This is a genomic window from Archangium minus (assembly GCF_044360475.1).
Lineage (GTDB): Bacteria > Myxococcota > Myxococcia > Myxococcales > Myxococcaceae > Archangium > Archangium minus.
In genome coordinates this window covers 3,304,021-3,324,400 of the sequence record NZ_CP043494.1, presented here as the reverse complement: position 1 = coordinate 3,324,400, position 20,380 = coordinate 3,304,021, and the positions used below count along the sequence as shown (strand labels likewise).

At 68.9% G+C, this 20,380-nt stretch carries 20 protein-coding genes and 1 other RNA gene; 9 read left to right on the top strand and 12 right to left on the bottom strand.

Going from position 1 to position 20,380, the window contains the following annotated elements:
- The first annotated feature begins 228 nt into the window (after positions 1–228).
- Positions 229–837: a sensor histidine kinase gene (locus F0U60_RS13610; RefSeq protein ID WP_395819053.1), complete on the top strand. Its 609-nt coding sequence runs from the start codon at positions 229–231 to the stop codon at positions 835–837.
- A gap of 25 nt (positions 838–862) precedes the next feature.
- Here F0U60_RS13610 and F0U60_RS13605 read toward each other — a convergent pair whose 3' ends face one another.
- The 4 genes from F0U60_RS13605 to deoC all read right to left on the bottom strand — a co-directional run bounded on the left by F0U60_RS13605 (position 863) and on the right by deoC (position 4,601).
- Positions 863–1,534, bottom strand: a complete 672-nt coding sequence (locus F0U60_RS13605; RefSeq protein ID WP_395819050.1) for a hypothetical protein — start codon at positions 1,532–1,534, stop codon at positions 863–865.
- On the bottom strand, positions 1,531–3,267 hold the full coding sequence (locus tag F0U60_RS13600) for a phospho-sugar mutase (RefSeq protein WP_395819047.1): 1,737 nt from the start codon (positions 3,265–3,267) through the stop codon (positions 1,531–1,533). Before F0U60_RS13600 ends, F0U60_RS13605 begins: the two co-directional genes overlap by 4 nt.
- An 87-nt stretch (positions 3,268–3,354) precedes the next feature.
- Positions 3,355–3,747, bottom strand: a complete 393-nt coding sequence (locus F0U60_RS13595) for a TraR/DksA family transcriptional regulator (protein ID WP_395819044.1) — start codon at positions 3,745–3,747, stop codon at positions 3,355–3,357.
- Positions 3,748–3,767: 20 nt separating this feature from the next.
- Positions 3,768–4,601 carry a deoxyribose-phosphate aldolase gene (gene deoC / locus F0U60_RS13590; protein ID WP_395819041.1) on the bottom strand — a complete coding sequence of 278 codons (834 nt, stop codon included), beginning with the start codon at positions 4,599–4,601 and terminating at the stop codon, positions 3,768–3,770.
- A gap of 103 nt (positions 4,602–4,704) precedes the next feature.
- Between deoC and F0U60_RS13585 the strand changes: the two genes are divergently transcribed.
- Together F0U60_RS13585 and F0U60_RS13580 are read left to right on the top strand one after the other, a co-directional pair.
- Positions 4,705–5,895: a ComEC/Rec2 family competence protein gene (locus F0U60_RS13585; RefSeq protein ID WP_395819038.1), complete on the top strand. Its 1,191-nt coding sequence runs from the start codon at positions 4,705–4,707 to the stop codon at positions 5,893–5,895.
- Positions 5,892–6,131, top strand: coding sequence for a DUF3006 domain-containing protein (locus F0U60_RS13580; protein ID WP_395819036.1), 240 nt, complete (start codon positions 5,892–5,894; stop codon positions 6,129–6,131). The genes F0U60_RS13585 and F0U60_RS13580 overlap by 4 nt, the downstream gene beginning before the upstream one ends.
- 9 nt (positions 6,132–6,140) lie before the next feature.
- On the opposite strand, the gene F0U60_RS13575 is transcribed toward F0U60_RS13580, so the two are convergent.
- Both F0U60_RS13575 and F0U60_RS13570 read right to left on the bottom strand, forming a co-directional pair.
- Positions 6,141–7,331, bottom strand: coding sequence for an MFS transporter (locus tag F0U60_RS13575; RefSeq protein ID WP_395819034.1), 1,191 nt, complete (start codon positions 7,329–7,331; stop codon positions 6,141–6,143).
- A gap of 18 nt (positions 7,332–7,349) precedes the next feature.
- Positions 7,350–9,017 carry an AgmX/PglI C-terminal domain-containing protein gene (locus F0U60_RS13570; protein WP_395819031.1) on the bottom strand — a complete coding sequence of 556 codons (1,668 nt, stop codon included), beginning with the start codon at positions 9,015–9,017 and terminating at the stop codon, positions 7,350–7,352.
- Between the two features lie 145 nt (positions 9,018–9,162).
- Between F0U60_RS13570 and F0U60_RS13565 the strand changes: the two genes are divergently transcribed.
- The gene (locus F0U60_RS13565) at positions 9,163–9,450 is read left to right on the top strand and encodes an FYDLN acid domain-containing protein (protein WP_395819028.1); all 288 of its coding nucleotides are present in this window, start codon (positions 9,163–9,165) and stop codon (positions 9,448–9,450) included.
- 67 nt (positions 9,451–9,517) lie between these two features.
- Here the strand turns inward: F0U60_RS13565 and F0U60_RS13560 are convergent, their stop codons facing one another.
- Both F0U60_RS13560 and F0U60_RS13555 read right to left on the bottom strand, forming a co-directional pair.
- Positions 9,518–9,682, bottom strand: coding sequence for a hypothetical protein (locus F0U60_RS13560; RefSeq protein ID WP_395819026.1), 165 nt, complete (start codon positions 9,680–9,682; stop codon positions 9,518–9,520).
- A gap of 94 nt (positions 9,683–9,776) precedes the next feature.
- Positions 9,777–10,529 (bottom strand): carboxypeptidase regulatory-like domain-containing protein, encoded by a 753-nt coding sequence (locus tag F0U60_RS13555; protein WP_395819024.1) that lies wholly within the window; start codon positions 10,527–10,529, stop codon positions 9,777–9,779.
- A 162-nt stretch (positions 10,530–10,691) separates the two neighbouring features.
- Between F0U60_RS13555 and F0U60_RS13550 the strand changes: the two genes are divergently transcribed.
- From F0U60_RS13550 to rnpB, 3 genes are all read left to right on the top strand, one after another.
- A complete protein-coding gene (locus tag F0U60_RS13550) occupies positions 10,692–11,417 on the top strand; it encodes a zinc ribbon domain-containing protein (protein ID WP_395819021.1) in 726 nt (241 codons plus the stop codon).
- A 14-nt stretch (positions 11,418–11,431) separates the two neighbouring features.
- On the top strand, positions 11,432–12,037 hold the full coding sequence (locus tag F0U60_RS13545; protein ID WP_395819018.1) for a ribonuclease HI family protein: 606 nt from the start codon (positions 11,432–11,434) through the stop codon (positions 12,035–12,037).
- 78 nt (positions 12,038–12,115) lie between these two features.
- Positions 12,116–12,507: RNase P RNA component class A (rnpB, locus tag F0U60_RS13540), an RNA gene on the top strand.
- 13 nt (positions 12,508–12,520) lie between these two features.
- On the opposite strand, the gene F0U60_RS13535 is transcribed toward rnpB, so the two are convergent.
- The gene (locus tag F0U60_RS13535; protein WP_395819016.1) at positions 12,521–13,078 is read right to left on the bottom strand and encodes a hypothetical protein; all 558 of its coding nucleotides are present in this window, start codon (positions 13,076–13,078) and stop codon (positions 12,521–12,523) included.
- A 194-nt stretch (positions 13,079–13,272) separates the two neighbouring features.
- On the opposite strand from F0U60_RS13535, the gene ftsY reads away from it, so the two are divergent.
- On the top strand, positions 13,273–14,850 hold the full coding sequence (gene ftsY / locus F0U60_RS13530) for a signal recognition particle-docking protein FtsY (protein ID WP_395819013.1): 1,578 nt from the start codon (positions 13,273–13,275) through the stop codon (positions 14,848–14,850).
- 229 nt (positions 14,851–15,079) lie between these two features.
- Here the strand turns inward: ftsY and F0U60_RS13525 are convergent, their stop codons facing one another.
- Complete coding sequence (locus tag F0U60_RS13525; RefSeq protein ID WP_395819010.1) at positions 15,080–16,837, bottom strand: M1 family aminopeptidase; 1,758 nt, start codon at positions 16,835–16,837, stop codon at positions 15,080–15,082.
- Positions 16,838–16,911: 74 nt separating this feature from the next.
- Positions 16,912–17,823, bottom strand: coding sequence for a PEGA domain-containing protein (locus F0U60_RS13520; protein WP_395819007.1), 912 nt, complete (start codon positions 17,821–17,823; stop codon positions 16,912–16,914).
- Between the two features lie 156 nt (positions 17,824–17,979).
- Here F0U60_RS13520 and F0U60_RS13515 point away from each other — a divergent pair, with 156 nt between their 5' ends.
- Complete coding sequence (locus F0U60_RS13515) at positions 17,980–18,546, top strand: hypothetical protein (RefSeq protein WP_395819004.1); 567 nt, start codon at positions 17,980–17,982, stop codon at positions 18,544–18,546.
- Positions 18,547–18,613: 67 nt separating this feature from the next.
- Here F0U60_RS13515 and F0U60_RS13510 read toward each other — a convergent pair whose 3' ends face one another.
- Positions 18,614–20,131: a cellulose synthase family protein gene (locus F0U60_RS13510; RefSeq protein WP_395819002.1), complete on the bottom strand. Its 1,518-nt coding sequence runs from the start codon at positions 20,129–20,131 to the stop codon at positions 18,614–18,616.
- Between the last annotated feature and the right edge of the window lie 249 nt (positions 20,132–20,380).

The following is a 20,380-nucleotide window of genomic DNA, read 5'->3' as shown; positions in this document are numbered from 1 at the left end:
GCAGGAATAAGTATGCCTTCAACCTGGCAACACAACAAAGAGCTGTATTTCAAGGAAGGAATGATGAAGCGTCCTATGCCGTACATTCGATACGGGGCCGTGACACAACCGGCACGCGCATCGCATGGAATGGCGTGACGACTGGTGCAGGACGTGAGGGTGGTCGAGGGGATGGGGGACAGAGGAGCAAGGTCGGCGTCCTGAATCGGTTGGGGGGGGGAAGCCGACGTGAAACCAGACAAATCACATGAAGCACGGGGTGACGCGATGAGCGCGGTGGCGATGGCCCGCAGGCCGAAGCAGATGTTGGTGACGAATGGCGAGAGCCGGAGTCGCCTGACCGCCGTGAGCACGCGGATGGACGATGCGGATTCGCAGTACCTGGACCTGTGCGCGCTGGCGCGGCATGCGGTGGCCCTGCTGCACGCCACTGGCCATGTCGAGGCCACCGAGATCCAGCTCGAGCTGCCGGACGAGCCCGTATTCGCGAGGGTGAGCCGGAGGAGGACGGAGCAGGTGATGCTCCACCTGCTCACCGACGCCGTGGGCGCCCACAGGAGCGAGGGAGCATCCCTTCGGGCGGTGCGGCTGGGCGTGGAGCCGCAGGACGACTTCGGGGATTACGGCCCCTCCTTCCACCTGCGCTACGCGGCGCGGGACACGGTGGAGCAGGAGCCGGGCAAGCTGACCGGGAGCGCCCGCGCGGAGAGCCTGACGGTGGCTCGCGAGCTGGTGGAGACGCTGGGCGGGCACCTTGCGGTGAGGAACCACGGCCAGACGGGCACCACCGTCACCGTCACCGTGGAGCTGCCGGACCAGGGCACCGCGAGCTGGTAGTGCTCGCGGGCCCGGCCCTGGAGGATTACATCCGGTAGGCGACGCCGAACATCGCCTCCAGGGTGAAGCGCGCGCGGCCCCGGCCCCGGAAGTCGCCATAGGCGCCGATGGACGGCCCCATCCTCACGTTGAAGGTGACGGCGAGGTTGCGGTCGACGAAGTACTCCAACCCGCCGCCCAGGAGCAGCGGGAAGACGGGGCCGCCGCCGGCGCCGAAGACGACGTAGAAGGGGATGTCCAGGCCCACGTTGAGCATGAGCGCGCTGCCCACGGGGATGCCCACGGTGAGGGCGATGGGCAGCGACAGGCCCACGTCGGTGAAGTTCTCGTAGAAATAGAAGAAGGGCCCGGGGGCAAAGCTCAGGCCCACGTTCACCCGCGAGGACTGCAGCAGCATGAGCCGCACCCAGGCCTGTAGCTTCAGCCCCGGCACCACGCTGGTGACGATGCCCTCACGGCCGTAGTTGAAGCTGAGCTTGCCGCCGATGTCGAACTTCGGCGCGGCCCCGTGCAGCAGGCCCAGCGACAGCCCCGGCCAGCCCACCTGGCCCACCAACGCGGTACCGCCCTGCCCCACCGTCTGGCCCGACAGCACGGACCAGCCCTGGCCACGGCCGTACGACGCTTCCTGCGCCACCGCGACGCCCGAAACGAGGAGCACCAACACGAGGAACCCATTCAGGACACTGCGCTTCACGCACCCACCTCCGGCTGCCCTCGCTCGCGCACCAGCGCGATGAAGGCGTCGATGAGCTTGCGGAGTCGGGCCTCTGCCCGGGCGCGCGCGGCTTCCACCGGCTCGCCGGAGCCCAGCGTCTCCTTCAGCTCGAAGTAATATTTGATTTTCGGCTCCGTCCCGGACGGCCGTGCCGTGACCCGTCCGCCACCCTCCAGCTCGAAGGCGAGGACGTTGGAGGGCGGCAGCTTCTCGCCCTTCTTGTAGTCCCTCACGTTCTTCACCGACAGCTCGCCCACGCACGTGGGGGGCGCGCTCCGCAGGCCGTCCATGATGCGCGTGATGACCTGCGCGCCCTCGGCGCCCGGGAAGGTGAAGTTGCGCTGCCCGCTCACGTAGAGGCCGAAGCGGCGCTGGATTTCCTCCAGGTAGCCGAGCACCGTCTTCCCACGCGACTCGCACCAGGCGGCCAGGTCCGCGAACACGAGCGCCGCGCTGATGCCGTCCTTGTCCCGCGTCACGGTGCCCACCGCGTAGCCGAGCGCCTCCTCGTAGCCGAAGACGAACTGCGTGTCCTCAGCCTTCTCGCGCTCGATGGCGCGGTTGGCGATCCACTTGAAGCCGGTGAGCACCTCGTCGTACGCGGCGCCCAGCTCGCCGGCGATGTCACCGAGCTGTGTGGAGGACACGATGGTGGCAACGAGGTGCGGCTTGGAGCGCCGTGTGGGCCCCTGCACCAACACGTAGTGGCCCAGCAGCACGCCCACCTCGTTGCCGGTGAGCATGCGCAGCTTCCCCGTCCCATCGCGCACCATCACCGCCAGCCGGTCCGCGTCCGGATCATTGGCGAGCACCAGGTCCGCCTCCACGCGCTGGGCGGTGGCGAGCGACAGGTCCATGGCCCCCGGCTCCTCGGGGTTGGGGAAACGCACGGTGGGGAAGGAGCCATCGGGCCGATGCTGCTCGGCCACCACGTGGAAGTTGGAGAAGCCCGCGCGCTCCATGGCCCGCTCCATCCACGCCCCCCCCACGCCGTGCATGGCGGTGTAGACAATGCGCAGCGAGTCCGAGCCACGCCCGTGCACGCGCAGCTTGAGGATGGCGTCCAGGTACGCATCGCCGAGCGAGTCCGGCACGTCCCGCCACAGGCCGCGCGCGTACGCCTCCGTGGGGGTGAGCAGCTCCACCTGGTTGGCGGGCTCCACCTTCGCGATGAACGAAGCGATGCCCTTGTCATGGGGCGGGATGATTTGAGCGCCGTTGCCCCAGTACACCTTGTAGCCGTTGTACTCGGGCGGGTTGTGGCTGGCCGTCACCATGACGCCCGCGGCGGCGTTGAGGTGCAGGGTGGCGAAGGCGGTGAGCGGCGTGGGCGCCAGCATGGGGAAGACATGCGCGGGAATCCCCTCCGCGGCGAACACGCAAGCGGTGTCCTCGGCGAGCTCGGCGCTCAACCGCCGGCCATCCCGGCCCACCACCACGCCCCGGGTGGTGACGTCCGGGACGGTGGCCTTGAGGTAGCGCGCCAGGCCCGCCGTGGTGCGACGGACCACCGCGCGGTTCATCCGGTTGGGCCCCGCGCCCAGCACGCCGCGCAGGCCCGCGGTGCCGAACTCCAGGTCACCCGCGAAACGGTCCGCCAAGTCCGCGAGGTCGCCGCGCGCGAGCACATCCCGCAGCTCGGCCACGGTGGCCGCATCCGGGTCCGCCGCCAGCCATGCCTCGGCCTTCTCCTTCAGTCCAGTCGCGTCCATGTACTCCCCTCCTTAAGGCCGGTGACGCCGTGGAACCGCGTCCCGCCTTCCCCGTCTGTTCAGCGATGATCAGACCCGAGCCAGGACTCAGGTGTAATCAGTGAGTTTGCGCCGGGTCGGACCGCCCTTCGGCGCGTCCTTCTGACCCTGGCAGTTCACGCAAAACTCCACGTAGGGCATCGCCTCCATGCGGCCGGGCGGAATCTCGTCGCCGCACTCCTCGCACTCGCCGAAGGAGTCCGGGTCATCGCGCAGCTTGCCCAGCGCCTTGACCACGAGCTGCAGCACGCCGTCCATGTTCCGGTTCCGCTTGGAGGCAATGGCCTGCATCATCTCGTTGAGGGGCTGCTCGTCCTCGTCCCCGCCCACCCGCGTCTCATCGGTGCGGTTGGGCTCGATCTTCACGGGAGCCTTGCCCGTCAGCTCCGCGTGGAGCGCCAACAACTTCTGCTTCAACTTCTCACGCTGTGCCTGGGTCACGACCCATCTCCACCCGGTGGCTAGTACTTCGCGGTGGACCTCTGACCGGTGACGATGGCCACGGACGCCGAGGCGCCCAGCCGGTTGGCCCCTGCCTGAATCATCTTCAGGGCATCCTCCGCCGAACGGATGCCTCCGGAGGCCTTCACGCCCACCTCATCACCCACCACGCGGCGCATGAGCGCCACGTCCTCCACGGTGGCCCCACCGGTACTGAAGCCCGTGGAGGTCTTCACGAACGCCGCGCCCGCCGCCTTGGACAACACACAGCCGGCGACCTTCTCCTCCAGGGAGAGCAGGCTCGTCTCGAGGATGACCTTCACCGGGTAGGGTCGGCTGGCCTCCACCACCCCGGAGATGTCCTCGAGCACCCCCGCGTAGTCCTTCGCCTTGAGCGCGCCGACATTGATGACCATGTCGATCTCCCGCGCGCCGAGGCGGATGGCCTCACGGGCCTCGAAGGCCTTGGCGCTCGTGAGCGCCGCCCCGAGCGGGAAGCCCACCACGGCGATGGGGACGGACTTCGAGCCGGCCAGGATGCCCGCCACCGTGGCCACGTGGCACGAGTTCACGCACACCGTGGCGAAGCCATGCTCCACCGCCTCGCGCGCCACCCGGGCGACGTCCTCGCGGGTGGCCTCGGGCTTGAGCAACGTGTGGTCGATGTAGGGCGCCAAGGCGGCGTTGTCCTGGATGGACTCGGGCGCAATGCGCGCGGTCCCGATAGGACGCGGAGGCTCGGTGCTGGCCTGGGGCGCGCTCGGCGCACTGCCCGCCCGGGAACCGAGCATGCTGTGGCGGACCTGGTCGGCGATCTCCTCGACAACCCGCTTGATGTCTGGGGCCTCGGACATGGGGCGCGGTCTAGCCCAGTCCGGGCCGCTCGGGAAGCGTCGTGACGCTCCTGTGAGGCTTCCACGCCGCACAGCGTGCACTGGAGTAGAGTTCCGCTCCGCCATGGCCTTCGTGCGGCTTCTCCTTGCCCTCTTCGTGCTGCTCGCCGCCCTGCCGGGCCGAGCCGCCTCGTCTCCCGCCCAGCAGACGTCTGCGCTGAAGCCGCTCACCGTCTACTTCTTCGACGTGGGCCAGGGGGACGCGGCGCTCATCGTCTCGCCCACCGGCAAGACGGTCCTCATCGACGGGGGCCCGCCCGAGGCCGATGAGGCGCTGGTGCCCCGTATACGCCAGCTCGTCCAAGGGCCCATCGATCTGGTCATCCTCACCCACCCGCACCTGGACCACCTGGGAGGGCTCGCCAAGGTCATCCAGGCGGTGGGCGCCAGGCGCTTCATGGACCCAGGCTTCGACCACCCGAGCGAGGCCTACCGCAAGCTGCTGGAGGTGGTGGGCAAGAAGGCGGGACAGGTGATGACGCCCACGCCCGACCCGAGCGCGCCCGAGACACTGCTCACCGTCGGGCTCGGCGAGGGCGCGACGCTCTCCATCCTCTGGCCGCGTACCCCGCAGGACGCGTTCCTCGACAACACGCGCTCGGACGTCAACGCCAACTCCATCGTCGCCAAGCTGACGTATGGGAAGACGGCGTTCCTCTTCACGGGAGACGCCGAGCCGGAGACCGAAGCCTACCTGCTGCGCAAGCCCATCGACTTCACCTCCACCGTGCTGAAGGTGGCGCACCACGGAGGCCGCCACTCCTCCACGGCCCCGTTCCTCGCGGCGGTAAAGCCCCAGGCGGCCGTCATCTCCTGCGGCGCGGGCAACGACTACGGGCACCCCACCGAGGAGGCCATCCAGCGGCTCGGAGCCACGGGGGCGCGCATCTTCCGCACCGACCTCCAGGGCGAGGTGCTCGCGGTGAGCAACGGCACCACTGTGACCCTCACGCCGAAGAAAGGGGGGAGCAAACCCACCGTCGTCCCCGGCCGAGTGACCGGGCCCGTCGCCACCGGTCCCCTGTCCATGACCCACAAGGCCGTGCCGGCCAAGGGAACACACTCCGAGCACAAGACAGCGACTCCGGCCTCCAGCACCTCGGGCATGCGCTACGTGAGCCTCAAGGGCAGCAAGGTGTTCCACCGCGAGGACTGCGGCACGCTCGAGCGGGCGAAGACGAAGGAGCGCACGGTGTACACCAGCCGGGCCGCCGCGCTGCGCGAGCGCCGCCCTTCCGAGGACTGCGACCCATGACCAAGGCCACTCTGGATCGATTCGAGGACGAGCTCGCCGTGCTCATCGTGGATGGGCGCGAGGTGACGCGCCCCCGCGCGAAGCTACCGCCCGAAGCGCGCGAGGGCGACGTGCTGGACCTGGACACGCTGACGGTGGACCCGGCCGCCACCGAGCGCCTGCGCGCCGAGGTACACAAGGCACGCAAGCGGGCCATGAAGAAGAAGACGCCGCCGCCCGGGGACTTCGACCTGTAGTCCGGGCGCTCAGGCCTGAGCCGAAGGCTGCGCGCGCGGCAGCAGCAGCACGAGCAGCAGCGCACTCAACCCAGCGAGCACTCCGGCGGTGAGGAAGGCGGTGGTGCTACCTCGGACCGTCCACAGGGCGCCGAAGAGCAGGCCCGCGGTGAGTGACGAGACCCCGGTCAGTCCGTTGTAGAGGCCGAAGGCGCGCCCACGGGCCTCCGCCGGCACCAGCGCGGTGAGCAGCGACTTCTCCGCGCCCTCCGCCAGGGCGTGGTACAGCCCATAGACGCAGATAACGACCATCGTGAGGGTCACCCCCCGGGCCCAGGCGAGCGCGACGTAGCTCAGTGCGTAGAGGGACCAGCCCGCCAGCACGAGCCGCGACGCTCCCAGCCGGTCCGCGAGCCGGCCCGCCGGGAACGAGACAGCCGACTTCACCGCCTGGAGCAGCAACCACGCCAGGGGCAGGAACTCGGGCTGTGCGCCCTCCTCGGTGAGCTTCAGCAGGAGGAAGGCATCCGTGGAGTTGGCCACTCCGAAGAGGGTGACGGGTACAAGGTAGTACGCGAGCCGTCGAGGCACCGGCCCGAGCGCGCGGGTGAGGCCCGTGGCCGGAACGGACTCCGGACGCTCCGGCTCACGCACGAGCAGCAGGGCCACCACCGCGAGCAGGCCCGGCACGGCGGCGACGTAGAACACCTGCTCCACGCGCAGGCCCCCGGCCACCAGCACCATCGCGGCGAGCGAGCCCACCGCAGCGCCCGCATGGTCCATGCCCCGGTGGAAGCCAAACGCCCTGCCACGGGAGTCCGCGGAAACCGAGTGGGCAATGAGCGCGTCGCGGGGGCTCGAGCGCAGGCCCTTGCCCACCCGGTCCAGCGCGCGGATGGCGATGGGTTGCCAGGCCAGGGTGACGAAGGCCATCAGCGGGCGCATCAGGCTGGACAAGCCATAGCCCACCAACACCATCGGCTTGAGCCGGCGCGCCCGGTCCGCCCAGACGCCGGACTGGTACTTGAGGAGGGAGGAGACCAGGTCCGCCACGCCCTCCATGGTCCCGAGCAGCAGGGGCGCCGCTGGCAGCCTCGCGGCGAGGAAGGCCGGCAGCAGCGGGAAGATCATGTCGCTGCTGATGTCCGTGAGCAGGCTCACCACGCCGAGCAACACCACGGTGCGCGGCAAGCGGCCCGCGCGAGGAGCGGCCCTATCCAAGCCCAGACTCCCGCGCGGCTACATGGACTTCGAGAGGACGAGCGGAATCTCGACCTCGACGTCATCCCCCGAGAAGGAGGGGAACACCATGCGCTTGGCGCGCCCCTTGATGCAGTTGCCCATGGGAGAGCTGTCCAGGTCGCTTCGGTCGAAGGAAACCTTCTTGACCGTGCCGGAGCTGCCAACCGTCGCGGTGAGCAGCAGCTTGCCGTCGCGCAGCTTCGGGTTCTTGCGCAGGGCCGCCTCGATGCACGACTTGAAGGCGGACTGCGACTGCGCCACCACGCGGGCGATCGCCTCCTGGGGCGGGCCGGACTGCGCGGACGAGTCCGTGGCGGCCACCTCGGTGTTCTCGCGCACCTCGGGGCCCACGTCCTTCTTCTCACCCTCGGCGTAGAGCGCGGCTGCTTCCTGCTGCGTCACGCCCTGCTGCGCCTCGGCCGCGGGCTGGGCGACTTCTTGAGGCGGCTCCTGCTTCACCGGCTCGCTGGGACGCGCCTTGGGCTTTGGCGCGGGCGGCGGGGGTGGCGGAGGCGGCTTGGAGCGGCCGAGCATCAAATCCCTCAGCTCGCTCATGCCCTCGGACGAGAAGACGGACACGGGCTCCTGCACCGTGTTGCCCCGCGCATCCACGCGGGTGACGCGCAGCGGCACCACCTGCAGCTCGGTGAGCGCGTACAGCACGCCCACGGGGACGCCCAGCAGCAGCACGATGAAGAGGGCGATCTTCCAGGGCGGGTTGCGCCGGTGCACTCCCGCCTTCTTCACGAAGTACTGGGTGTTCTCCGCTTGTGCGCGCTTGGCCTCCGGCTCCTTGCCCAATGCGGCGAGCGGATCCTCCTGCTGCGCCCCTGCGAGCATGTCCGGCCCCAGCTCGCCCTGCGGCTCGGACTGGGGGAGGTCCAGGTCAGAGAACAGCGCGCCCAGGGGCGCACCGTTGGCGTCCGACCCGTCGGACGCTGGGGCCGGAGTCTGCTGGGACTCAGGCTCGGGCTCCCAAGGCGTGGCATCCTTGGCGACAGGCACCGGGCGACGCTGGGTGGGACTGGTCTGCCACGTCGTCTGCGAGGGAGCCGGCGGCTCGGGCTGCCACGAGGTGGCGGATTTCTCCGCGGGGACGGGCTCGAGCTCGGGCTCCCTCACCGGAGGCGGCGCGGCGCGCACGGGGGGAGGCGGCGCCGCGGGCGGAGGGGTCTCGGGCGCCGCGAAGAAGCCGGCCAGCTCGGGGATGTCCTGTCCCCGCTTCCAGTCCGGCATGCCCTGCTGCCAGAAGTAGCTGCGGGCCGTGACGGCACCGGAGGCCACGAGCTCGCTCAGGGCGCCCTCATCCAGCGGCCCCTCCTGCTTGCTCTTCACCATCACGAACCAGGGCGAGCGGCTGTCGCGCAGGGGCATGGTCCGCGTGGGCTCGTCCTCCCAGGACTGCGCCGACCCGGCGGCTACGGCCTGCTGGGCCACGGCGGCTGCGGCCGACTCCTCCTCAGCGGCGAGGGAGCGGTCCTGCTCGCGAAGGCGCTCCACGTCCGCCAGGGACACGACGCGCGTGCTCTCCTGCTCCTCGACGGGCGGGCCTTCCACCGAGATGACGTTCTGGCAATTCTTACAACGAACCTTGACGGTCTTCCCGCGGACCTTGTCGTCCGCGATGGAGTACCGCCGCTGACACTTGTTACAGGAGAAGTTCAAGGGGGGCTGTCCAGCGCGCGCACACAAGGGCGAGCGCCCGGAATGCTAGCGCCTGGGCCGTGGAGTGCAAACCATCGGGTTGACTCCGCCTGCCGGCCCAACTAAGAGCCGCCTCCCCCTACCCTCTTGACACAGAAGGTGGCGCATGCCCGCGAAGGACCTCGGGAACAAGTACGTCTGCTTCAAGTGCTCCACGAAGTTCTACGATATGAAGAAGCCGGACCCTCTGTGCCCGAAGTGCGGCGCGGATCAACGCGAGAGTCCTGCTCTCAAGCCGGCCTCCGAGGGACGGCGTGGTCGCCTGTCCTCCATCCCCAAGGTCATCGAGCCCATCGAGCCTGAGGAGCCCGCAGCGGAGAGCGAGGAGGAGGAGCTGGCCGAGTTCGACGACGAGGAGGCCGAGGTCCCGGCCGACGAGGACGAGGAGATCTGAGCCCGTCACGAGAGGGGGGGAATCCGCCCTTTGATGGCGGTCCCCCCTTCTCGTCCCGTGGGCCCGTTCAGCGCTCGGCTGCCTCACGCAGCTGGTGAAGCGCGCGGCGCAGCTCTTCGTAACGGACGCTCCCCAGGGCCTGGATGCCCACCGGGCGGCCTGGCTCCTGGCTCTTGACCGACAGCCTCGGGGCAGGAGTCCCCCTCGGGTTGGGTCGCTTCTTCGGCTGCATGGGTCGTCCCCCTCGTTCCATGGGCGCACCCTGTAGCAAGCTTTCCGTCTAGACGGAAACTTTTCATTCCGGCTCTCTTTTTTTCGAGGGCGGACTACTGACGGAGCTCCTCCGCCGCCCAGGCGTGGTCGAGACGGACGGTCTCCCCGCCGCGCACGGAGATGGGGCGGGAGACGCCAGGCAGACGCGGGTGCCAGAGGAAGACGGAGTGCGTGCCTGGCGGCACCTCCAGGCGGAAGTGGCCGGAGGCATCCGTGGTGGTGAACCAGGGGTGCTCGAAGGTGCGGACGACGGCGCTCACCCAGGGGTGCAGGTCGCAGCGGACCTCGAGGACGCCCGGCGCGCTCGGTAGCGGCCAGCGCACGCGAGAGCCCTCGATGGGGAGCGCCACGTTGAGGATGGGCTTGTGCGAGCCGGCCAGGGCATCGACATTGTGGAAGACGGCATCCGAGTTGCGCACCTCCAGCAGGGAGCCTGCTCGGGCAGCGAGCACCGGCGGCTCGAAGGCGCACTGCTTCTGCTCCAGCATGGCAGGAGGGGCCTCGGGGTCCGGGGCAGGTGCTTCGGCCCCATCGGCAAGCGCCACCACCGCGTAGGCCAGCGCGCCACCCGCTCCCACAACGATGGAGCGATCAGGCACCGAGGCGCCGCAGACAGAAGCCACCGATGGAATGGTGGGCAAGGGTGGCAGGGAGGGCGGTGTTCCTGAGAGGCGAATGCGGCCCACGATGACGCCGGGACGGGTGGAGGTCGCCTGCCCTCCCTGTGAGGCAGCAGGCTCCTTGCAACCCGGAGTGAAGAGAAGCAGCGTGCTCAGGGCGAGCAGCGAGAGCAGGGAGCGGAACACCCCTGCTCGTCTAACTGGAGCGTGAAGGCATTTCAAATCCAGCCCGCCTGTCTGCATCATGCGGGGATGACACTGAGTCAAATTGGGCGTTGGACCCTGGAAAACCTTGTTGGTAGAAGGGGCCGGGCTCCGAGGTAGGGCCCCCATTGGGAGGCAGCAAATTTGCGGGAGAAACTGAAGGCGCTGGCGGAGCTGCAGAAGGTGGACCTTGAGGTCGCCTCGCTCCGAAAGGCTGCGGACGTGCATCCCCGGCAGTTGGCGGAACTGGAGCGCGAGCTGGGCGCCGCGCGCAGCGCCATCGAAGCGGAGCGCAACCGCGTGGCAGACATCGAGCGGCAGAAGACGACGCTCGAGCAGAACATCACCGACGAGAAGGACAAGGTGAAGAAGTGGGAGGCGCGGCTCGCCGAGCAGCGCTCCACTCGCGAGTACTCCGCCCTCGCCCGGGAAATCGACATCGCCAAGAAGGCCAATCAGACGATGGCCGACGAGCTCGTGGAGCTGAGCAAGACGCTCGGGGCCGCGCGCGAGGCGGTGAAGGCCAAGGAGACTGAGTTCGCCGCCCGTCAGGAGCAGCTCTCCAGCCGGATGGCGGAGCTGCGTGGCAAGCAGAGCCAGGCCGAGGGCCAGGTGAAGACGCTCGAGGGCAAGCGCTCCGAGGTCTCCGCTCGCGTGGACCCCACCCTGCTGCGCCGCTACGAGACGGTGCGCAAGAAGAAGCTGCCGGCCATGGTGGGCGTGGTGAACGGCACCTGCCAGGGCTGCAACATGAACGTGCCGCCGCAGCTCTACAACAACCTGCGCGTGTCGTTGGGCACGGATGTGTGCCCGTCCTGCAACCGCATCATCTACGCCATCGAGGCGCTCGAGACGCCGGCAGAGAAGTAGTCCCCTCACGCACGATGGCCCCGCCGGACCTCGTCGACATCCTCCGTTACATCGGGCGCGAGGAGCCGCTCTCGGGGACGGTGCGGGCCTTTCCGGGGCTCACCCGCGAGGACCTGAGCCGACTCCTGGAGACAGCGGCCGGACGGCTTGCGGCCCTCCCACCCGAGCCCGTCCCGGCGTCGCGCCCTCCGGAGCCGCCCGCCCTGAGCGAAGTGCCCCAGAGCCTCAAGCTCTTCTCGGATGGAGCCGCCCGCGGCAACCCGGGTCCGGCGGGAGCCGGCGCAGTGCTGATGGACACCGAGGGACGCGTCGTCGCCCGGCTCGGTCGGTTCCTCGGCGTCCAGACCAACAACTATGCCGAGTACATGGGCCTGCTGCTCGGCCTGAAGCATGCCCTGTCACTGGGGGTGAAGCAGCTCGAGGTGGCCGCCGACAGTGAGCTGCTCATCCGCCAGCTCCAGGGGCGCTACCAGGTGAAGAGCCCGACGCTCCGCCCCCTCTACGAGGAAGCTGTCGCCCTGCTGAAGCAGTTCCCCCGGGTGAAGCTCGCCCACGTGCCGCGCGAGAAGAACAAGGCCGCCGACGAGATGAGCAACCGCGCCATCGACGAGCGGATGTGAGCGCGCGCGGGGGAAGTGAACCGCCTCCCCTCTCCCGGAGTGACCTGGGAGCCGCGTCTGTTGTATGAGGCGTGTGCCGGAGTGGTCCGGGTGAACGCTGGTCACTGCAGGACTGGGTGACGGGAGGAAAGTCCGAGCTCCATAGGGCAGGGTGCTGGTTAACGACCAGTCGAGGCGACTCGCAGGACAGTGCCACAGAAAACAAACCGCCGGTTCCGCGAGGGGCCGGTAAGGGTGAAACGGTGCGGTAAGAGCGCACCGCGCCCGGGGTGACTCGGGCGGCACGGAAAACCCCACCTGGAGCAAGAGCCAATAGGAGCGCGTCCCCGAAAGGGGACAGGGGTTGCCCGTCCCATGCGCTCGGGTTGCTCGCTGACGAGGTCCCTGGGCAACCAGGGCCCTAGATGAATGTTCACTACCCACCCCGAAAGGGGTGGTGACAAAACTCGGCTTACAGGGCCACTCCGGTTTTTTTCCCTGTACCTACCGCTGCACCACGGGCACCTGCACGAGCAGGATGCGGCTGCGCCCATCGTTGCGCACGGCGTCCGGGTTCTTGAGCTGCAGGCGCTCGTCCGTCTTTGGCTCCCAGAACCCCAGCCAGAGGTTGAGCTGGCGGGCGGAGGCGCCGGGCGGGAGCGTGATGCTGAACTCGTCCTTCACCGTCTCGCCGACCTTCCACTGGGTGGTGGGGTAGAGGCCACCGGCCGGCTTGTGGTCGACGTTGATGCGCTCCATGCGACCCTCGGCGTCCTCCAGGTGGACGAAGATGGTGTAGTCCTCCTCCAGGGGCTTGAGGACCTTGAAGTAGGCGGTGACCCGAGCGGCCTCGCCGGGAGCAAGGCGGCCCGGCTGTACAGTGGCACCCACCAGCTCCACGCTGTCCCCGAAGTTGGCGCCGGTGCGAACCGAGAGCGCCGGCACCTGGGTCACCACGGCCTGGCGCCGCTCGTTGGGGCTGGCACCACCGGGCGCCTCGACGATGCAGGCGCTGAGGAGGGACACGGAAACCAGGAGGGAGAGGAGAGTGGGACGGCGCATGGCGCCCCGTTTCTACCGGCTTCCCGGCATGGCATCCACAGGCCCGTAGCCACTTGGGACACCCGCGCTCAACTGCCCCCCCGGAGCCCGGACTTCCTGAAGCGTTCAATGCCATGCCGGGGCCGGTGCGCTTCCTGGCCCGGGTCGAAGAGGGATAGGACTCGCGGAGCATCTTGAGGTATGCGGTGCGCGCCATGAAGACGCCCACCGCCCTTCCCTTCCTCCTCGCGCAGGCGCCGTCGCCGCAGCCCACCCCGCCCCAGGAGCCGCCTCAGGCTCAACCTGGGGTGCCGGAGACGGGGACGCCGCCGCCGCCCGAGGGAAGCACCGTGGACACCGTGGTGGGCGTTGGCATCACGGTGCTGCTCGTGGCGCTGATGGTGGCGGCGGCACGCAAGCTCTTCTTCAAGCGCCGCCCCGAGGTACCCGGCAGGGCGCCCACGGTACCGCCCACGAAGGAGAAGCCCGAGCTGCCGGCGGAGCGGCCGGAGCTGCGCGTGGAGCTGCCGCCTACCGAAGCGGAGCTCGCCAGGCGGCGTGAGGCGGAGGAGATTCACGCCCGCGCTGAGGCGCTCGCCCGCCAGCGAGAGGAGGCCACCCGCGCCGCGAAGGCCACCACGGACGCCGCCGAGCGCGCCCGCCTGGAGGCCGAGGCCCGGGCCCTCAAGGAGCGTGAGGAGGAGGAAAAGCGCGCCGAGTACCGCGCGAAGAAGGCCGCGGAGGACGAGGCGAGGGAGCGGCGCAAGCGCGAGCGCGAGGAGGCCGAGCGGCTGCTGGCGGAGCAGAAGGCCCGCGAGGCGGCAGCGGCTGAGGAGGCCCGGCGCGCGGAGGAGGCGGCGGCACGCGCGAAGATCGAGGCCGAGGCGGGCCGGACGCTGGCGCAGGGCCTGGACAAGACGCGCAGTCAGGGCTTCATGGCGCGGCTCAACGGCCTCTTCGGCGCCAACCGCAAGGTGGACGAGTCCGTGCTGGCGGAGATGGAGGAGATCCTCTTCACCGCGGACATTGGTGTGCGCACGGCGTCCAACCTGGTGGAGGTGGCGCGCGAGAAGCTCAAGCGCAACGAGCTGAGCGACGCGGATCGCATCAAGGGGCTCATCCGCGAAGAGGTGACGCGCATCGTGGACCTGCCGGTGCCGCGCACGCTGGAGGGCGGAGGCCCGCCGCACGTGGTGATGGTGGTGGGCGTCAACGGCGCGGGCAAGACGACCACCATCGGCAAGCTGGCGGCGAAGCTGACCGGTCAGGGCAAGAAGGTGCTGCTGGCCGCGGGCGACACGTTCCGCGCCGCCGCCACCGAGCAGCTCGACGTGTGGGCGGACCGCGCGAAGGCGGAGCTGGTGAAGGGGGCCGAGGGCGCGGACCCCAGCTCGGTCATCTTCGAGGCCATCAAGAAGGCGAAGGACGCGGGCGTCGACGTGGTCATCGCCGACACAGCAGGCCGGCTCCACACCAAGGTCAACCTGATGGACGAGCTGAAGAAGGTGAAGCGCGTCATCGACAAGGCGCTTCCCGGGGCTCCCCACGAGGTGCTGCTGGTGCTCGACTCCACCAACGGACAGAACGCCATCCAGCAGGCCAAGCAGTTCCACGAGGCGGTGGGCGTGACGGCCATCGCGCTGACGAAGCTGGACGGCACCGCCAAGGGCGGCGTCATCATCGGCATCTGCGACGAGCTGAAGCTCCCCGTGGTGTGGGTAGGCGTCGGCGAGAAGGTCGCCGACCTGCGCCGCTTCGAGCCGCGCGAGTTCGTCCAGGCGCTGTTCGACTAATCCTCTTCAGGTCAGTCCGCGAAGGAGAGCCCCTGGGAACAGGCGCTGACTCGGGGCCATTTCCCCTCTCCCTTTGGGAGAGGGACAGGGTGAGGGTATCGGGTGCACTCGGGTTCAACCCCTGTCCACACTGCGGGCCACGGGTTGAAGAACAGGCTCGGCTACCCTCACCCCCACCCTCTCCCGAGGGGAGAGGGAGCATCCAACTTCCCTGAAGAAGAATGAGCGCCTACTCCTGCTGCAGCAGGCCCGGCAGGAGCTCCTCGATGAGCTTCTGCGTCCCGGGATCGATGTCACCGCCACCCGTCAGCAGGGCGCCCAGGTTTGCCTGGCCGAGATCCTCGTCACCGTGCGTCTCCTTCCACCAGCGCACGCGCAGGCGCTCGAGCTCCTTCGCGTTGGAGGGGCTCGCCTTGGCCAGCTCCCGGGTGAGGCAGTCCCCGCACGTCCACTTGAAGCGGTACGTGTCCACGTAGGAGCGCAGGCCCTTGAAGAAGGCCTCGTCGCCCATGAGCTTGCGCGAGGCGTGGTGCAGCAGCGGCGCCTTGCCGTACACCAGCGCGCCGTACTGCATGGAGTCCTCGAAGTCAGAGGTGGGCCTGTCCGCCGGGGCATCCTTACCGCCCGAGAGCCGGAAGAGGTGGTAGGCCGAGACGAGCGACTCCTGCCGCGTCTGCTCCGCCGCCGCGCGCCCGTGCTTCCACTCCATGTAGAGCAGCGCCGCGTACTGGGCCAGCGACTCGTCCACCACGGGCGCGTTGATGGGATCCGAGCCCACCAGCCCCGCGAAGTACTGGTGCGCCACCTCGTGGGCCACGGTGAACTCGAGCGTGCGCTCCAGCGTCTTGCCGAGCTGCGCGAGCGGCGCCGCATCCCCTCCCATGGCCTGGAGGAGCTGCTGCATCTCATTCATCCCCTTCAGCCCCTCGAGCGCGCCGCCGGGGTTCGCCGCCCCGCGATACAGCGCCGTGCCCACGGTGACGAGGCCGGGGAACTCCATGCCGCCCGCCCCACCCGACAGCGGGGCCTCCACCACGCGGAAGTACTTGAACGGCAGGGGGCCCAGGCGCCGCTCGAACTCAGTGAGCACGTCGCTGGTGTACTTGAGCACGCGCTTGCCCACCGCGGCATCGGCGGCGGCGAAGTGGCTCTCCACGGTGACGCCATTCACCGTGGCGGTGGCGCTCTGGTAACCGCGAGCAGCGAACACGGGGAAGTCCCGCACCGCGCCCGCCGCGAAGCTGTAGCGAACGCGACCGTCCTTCTGGGGCAGCTCGCCCATGGGAACGCCCGTGGCGAACACCTTCCAGCCCGACGGGACAATGATGTTGGCGAGCACGTTCGAGGGCTCATACAGCGCCAGGTCTCCCACGCCCGTGGGGCCCGCCCAGGGGTTGCCGCTCGTATCGAGCGGGGGAACCAGGGGCACCACGCCCACCAGGCTCATGAAGTCGTCCATGGCGGCGAAGGCCCCGTAGTCCCCTGCCCCACCCGAGGCACCCAACGAGCCCAGCAACGAGGTCGAGCCGGGCTGCGCGCGAGGCACGCGAGCCTCCAGGTCGAGTTCCACCACCGCCGAGGCACCCGGGGCAACGGGGCTGGCCAGCGGCAACCGGTAGAGGCTGTCCTCGGGGCGCTCCGGCTTCACCGGCTGCCCGTTCACCTTCACCTCCGACAGCGCCACCCGCGGATCAAAGGCATTGGGCGTGACACGCAGGTAGACGGCCTCCAGCGGGCGGTTGCGCACGGAGAGCTCCACCCGCAGGTGGCCCGTCACCTTGCGCGCCTTCGGATCCACCTCGAGCTGCACCTGGTAGCGAGGCAGATCCTCCAGGGGGCCGAGCGCCTGCGCGGCCCGGGCCCGTTCCTCGGACTTGAGGTGCTGAAGGGAGAACTGCACCTCAGGCGGGACGAAGTTCCCGGCGGGAGCAACCCCAGGCACGAGCAGCAGTGCCAACAACGGCCAGCGATGCAGGTGGGCGAGCATGGGGGGATGTTACACCCTCCCGCGTCCTCCCTCTCCCTCTGGGAGAGGGCTGGGGTGAGGGTCTACACCCCGGTTCAGAAGTTGAACAACCCACCGGTGGGCGCGTTGATGACACCGTCACAGGTGCCGCCACAGACCGTATTCGGCTTGAGCGGCTGCGTGGCGATCACCGTGCCCACGGCAGCGGCGGTCACCACTGCGCCCACACCGGCCCAGAAGTACCAGCGCTTGGTCAGCGGAGCGCTGGTGGAGACAGCCGGCACCTCCTGAGTGAGCGGGGAGGGCGTCTGGGTGTTGCTCGGGGTGAGGATGGGCGCCCGCGGCTGGTCCGCCTGGGCGAGCGCATCCGGACGCAGGTTGACCTCGACGGTGTACTCCTTGCCGGCGCGCACAGCGATGCGCTGCGTCTCGGCGCGGAAGCCCTCGCGCTGGACGACGATGTCGTAAGAGCCAGCCGGGAGAATGACGTTGTCGAGCGGGACCACGCCCTTGTCCTCGCCGTTGATGAGCACGCGCGCCCCCGCCACATCCGCCTTCACGGAGACGAAGCCGGCGGTGGCCTCGAGCAGCACACTCACCTCGGTGGACTCGCCCTCCGGGGCAGTGACGCGCCGGGAGAACTCGCGATAACCGGGCTTGCGCACGACGAGGGTGTGCTCGCCGGGGGTCACCTCGATGGGGCCCTTGGGCACCGAACCCACGTCCTTGTCATCGATGAACAAACGCGCGCCCTTGCTGACCCCGTTGAGCTTCACGAGCAGCTCCGTCTTCTTGACGAGGGGCGCGAGGAGATCGGCGTCAGCGGACGACGCCTCGGCCTCCTCTGGCTCGGGGCTCTGCTTCGAGCCCTTTCCGGACTTCGAGCCCTTGCTCGCCTTCGCTCCCTTCGAGGCCTTTGACGGTTTGCTCTTGGTGACCTTGCCCTTTGCCTTGCCCTTCCCCTTGTCCGATGAAGAGGGCGTCAAGGGGGCGAGCAGATCGTCCATGCCCTGTGCAAAGGCAGAAGGCGCTGCGAGGCAGAGGACCAAGGCGATCAGGAAGGCGCGGCGCAGGAGCATGTCGGAGCAAAGGTTAGAGAGTCACGACAGAGGGGTCAAACAAGAGCCCACCCCAAGGGCCGGTTGGGGGAATATCACTGCCCCATGTCACGACGGATTCCCTGGATTGTAGCAGGTAGCCTCGCCACCGCCCTCACGGCCTGTCCGGCCCGGACCCCTTCCCTGCCCTCGGCGCCCCTCCCCATCCGGGTGCCTCCAGAGTGCGAGAAGAGCCAGGCGGGAGAGTACCACCATACGGAGAACCCCGCGTTCCGGTACCTCGGCGAGGATGACGGCGGCACGTTGACGCTGACGCTGGCGCGCACCCGAACAGGTGAGGAGGTGCACACAGATGGGGGGACGACGGTCCAGATCGTGCTGAACCGGACGCCGGAAGGCTTCGTGGGAGAGACCCGGTCTACGACGTTCACCCCGGCGGGAACGGAGTGCCCGGTGCGCTTCCCGACGCAGGCGATCGTCTGTGACGACAAGGGCCTGACCCTGCGCGCGGTGGCCTCGGCGGCCATCGACGAGGACTGCCGCCCGGCCACGAACGGCGCGAAGCCGACGTGGAAGGAGCAGCGGCTGTTGAGGGGAGCTCCGGACGCTGGAGCACCGGATGCGGGAGTCCCCCCCACGACCGGAGATGCCGGAACGCCCTCGGGGAGCTGAGCGCCGCGCTCTGGAAGAGGACGGGGGGCGAGGGACCTTCCCTCGCCCCAGGTGCCCACGCAGCGGACTACGCCGCGCGGCGGGTCTGCTCCTCGGCGACCTTCACGGGCGCGGGAGCGGACTCACTGAACTTCAGGCGGCCCTGCAGCAGGCTGGACACGCCGACGTACAGGAAGCCCAGCTGGAACAGCAGGATGAAGGGCACCGAGCTGTAGATGTGCTTGTCGATCGCGAACCACAGCGCGCCGGTGAAGTAGAGCGCGAAGGAGAGCTCGATGACGGGCATCAGGGTCTTGTCACCCCGGTAGCTCTTCTTCACGGTGGCGACCTTCTTGCCCTCGGCGCCGGTCTTCGGGGTGCGCGTGAAGCCGGACTGCTGACCCAGCAGCGCCTCGAGCACGGCCCGGGCGTTGTTGATGGCCAGACCAATGCCCAGGCTCATCAGGAAGGGCAGGTACTTGAAGCGGGCCCACCCCTTGGCGCCCTGCTCGCGCTGGGCGGCCACGTAGAAGGCACAGACGCTGGCGGTGGCGCTCAGGAAGAAGGGCAGGTCCAGGAAGAGCGTGCCGTAGAGGCCGTGCTGGAAGCGCACCACCATGGACAGCGGCATGAGCGCGCTGAGCACCACCATCAACAGGTAGGCCATGTTGTTGGTGAGGTGGAAGAACGCCTCGCGCTTGACCGCGAAGGGCAGGTCGCTCTTGAGGATCATCGGCAGCAGCTTGCGCGCCGTCTGGATGGAGCCCTTGGCCCAGCGGTGCTGCTGGCTCTTGAAGGCGTTCATCTCCACGGGCACCTCGGCGGGCGAGATGACCTCGGGCAGGAAGATGAACTGCCAGCCCTTCACCTGGGCGCGGTAGCTCAGGTCCAGGTCCTCGGTGAGCGTGTCGTGCTGCCAGCCCCCCGCGTCCGAGATGGTGACGCGGCGCCAGATGCCGGCCGTGCCGTTGAAGTTGAAGAAGCAGCCCGAGCGGTTGCGCGCGGTGTGCTCGATGATGAAGTGGCCGTCCAGGAAGATGCTCTGGGCCTGGGTGAGGATGGAGAACTCGCGGTTGAGGTGGCCCCAGCGCACCTGCACCATGCCCACCTTGGGGTCGGCGAAGAAGGGCACCGTGCGCAGCAGGAAGTCCGGCGTGGGCACGAAGTCCGCGTCGAACACCGCCACGTACTCGCCCTTGGCCGTCAAGAGGCCATTCTCCAGCGCGCCCGCCTTGAAGCCCTGGCGGTTCTGGCGGTGGATGTAGACGATGTCGTGGCCCTGCTGCCGCTGACGCTCCACGCACGCGCGAGCGATGGCGCACGTCTCGTCCGTGGAGTCGTCCAGCACCTGGATCTCCAGCAGCTCGCGCGGGTAGTCGATGCGGCACACCGACTCCACCAGGCGCTCGACCACATACATCTCATTGAAGATGGGGAGCTGGATGGTGACCCGAGGCAATGCCGGCAACACGCCCTTGGGCGTGGGCAGCTTGAACTTGTGGCGGTAGTACAGGTACGCCATCCGGTAGCGGTGCGATCCGTAAACCGCCAGCACACAGAGGACGCTGAAGTACACGCCCAAGAAGATGATCTCGACGGTGGTCATCTGACCTGGCCCCTACCGCGGGTGAAGTCGCCGCGGTTCTTACCCTGCTCGGCGGAGATGAAAGACCGACCCACGCGGACCGCCGCACCCGGTCGAGCGGAGCCCCCCGCCTCGTATGTGCCCGGAAAGACAAGGGATTGTCGTATCCAGGGTGTAACGAGCGCGGACAATAGGGACGCGTCCGGTGGCTGTCAAATGCTTGTCGGGACCATCACCAGGGGAGGAGCCATGGGAGGCCGCGCAAACCCG

Coding starts and splice junctions, on each gene's coding strand:
- F0U60_RS13560 (WP_395819026.1), bottom strand. CDS start 9,682: ATGCAGCCGAAGAAGCGACCCAACCCGAGGGGGACTCCTGCCCCGAGG.
- F0U60_RS13535 (WP_395819016.1), bottom strand. CDS start 13,078: ATGCGCCGTCCCACTCTCCTCTCCCTCCTGGTTTCCGTGTCCCTCCTC.
- F0U60_RS13515 (WP_395819004.1), top strand. CDS start 17,980: ATGTCACGACGGATTCCCTGGATTGTAGCAGGTAGCCTCGCCACCGCC.
- F0U60_RS13565 (WP_395819028.1), top strand. CDS start 9,163: ATGCCCGCGAAGGACCTCGGGAACAAGTACGTCTGCTTCAAGTGCTCC.
- F0U60_RS13525 (WP_395819010.1), bottom strand. CDS start 16,837: ATGCTCGCCCACCTGCATCGCTGGCCGTTGTTGGCACTGCTGCTCGTG.
- F0U60_RS13510 (WP_395819002.1), bottom strand. CDS start 20,131: ATGACCACCGTCGAGATCATCTTCTTGGGCGTGTACTTCAGCGTCCTC.
- F0U60_RS13585 (WP_395819038.1), top strand. CDS start 4,705: ATGGCCTTCGTGCGGCTTCTCCTTGCCCTCTTCGTGCTGCTCGCCGCC.
- ftsY (WP_395819013.1), top strand. CDS start 13,273: ATGAAGACGCCCACCGCCCTTCCCTTCCTCCTCGCGCAGGCGCCGTCG.
- F0U60_RS13580 (WP_395819036.1), top strand. CDS start 5,892: ATGACCAAGGCCACTCTGGATCGATTCGAGGACGAGCTCGCCGTGCTC.
- F0U60_RS13600 (WP_395819047.1), bottom strand. CDS start 3,267: ATGGACGCGACTGGACTGAAGGAGAAGGCCGAGGCATGGCTGGCGGCG.
- F0U60_RS13520 (WP_395819007.1), bottom strand. CDS start 17,823: ATGGACGATCTGCTCGCCCCCTTGACGCCCTCTTCATCGGACAAGGGG.
- F0U60_RS13545 (WP_395819018.1), top strand. CDS start 11,432: ATGGCCCCGCCGGACCTCGTCGACATCCTCCGTTACATCGGGCGCGAG.
- deoC (WP_395819041.1), bottom strand. CDS start 4,601: ATGTCCGAGGCCCCAGACATCAAGCGGGTTGTCGAGGAGATCGCCGAC.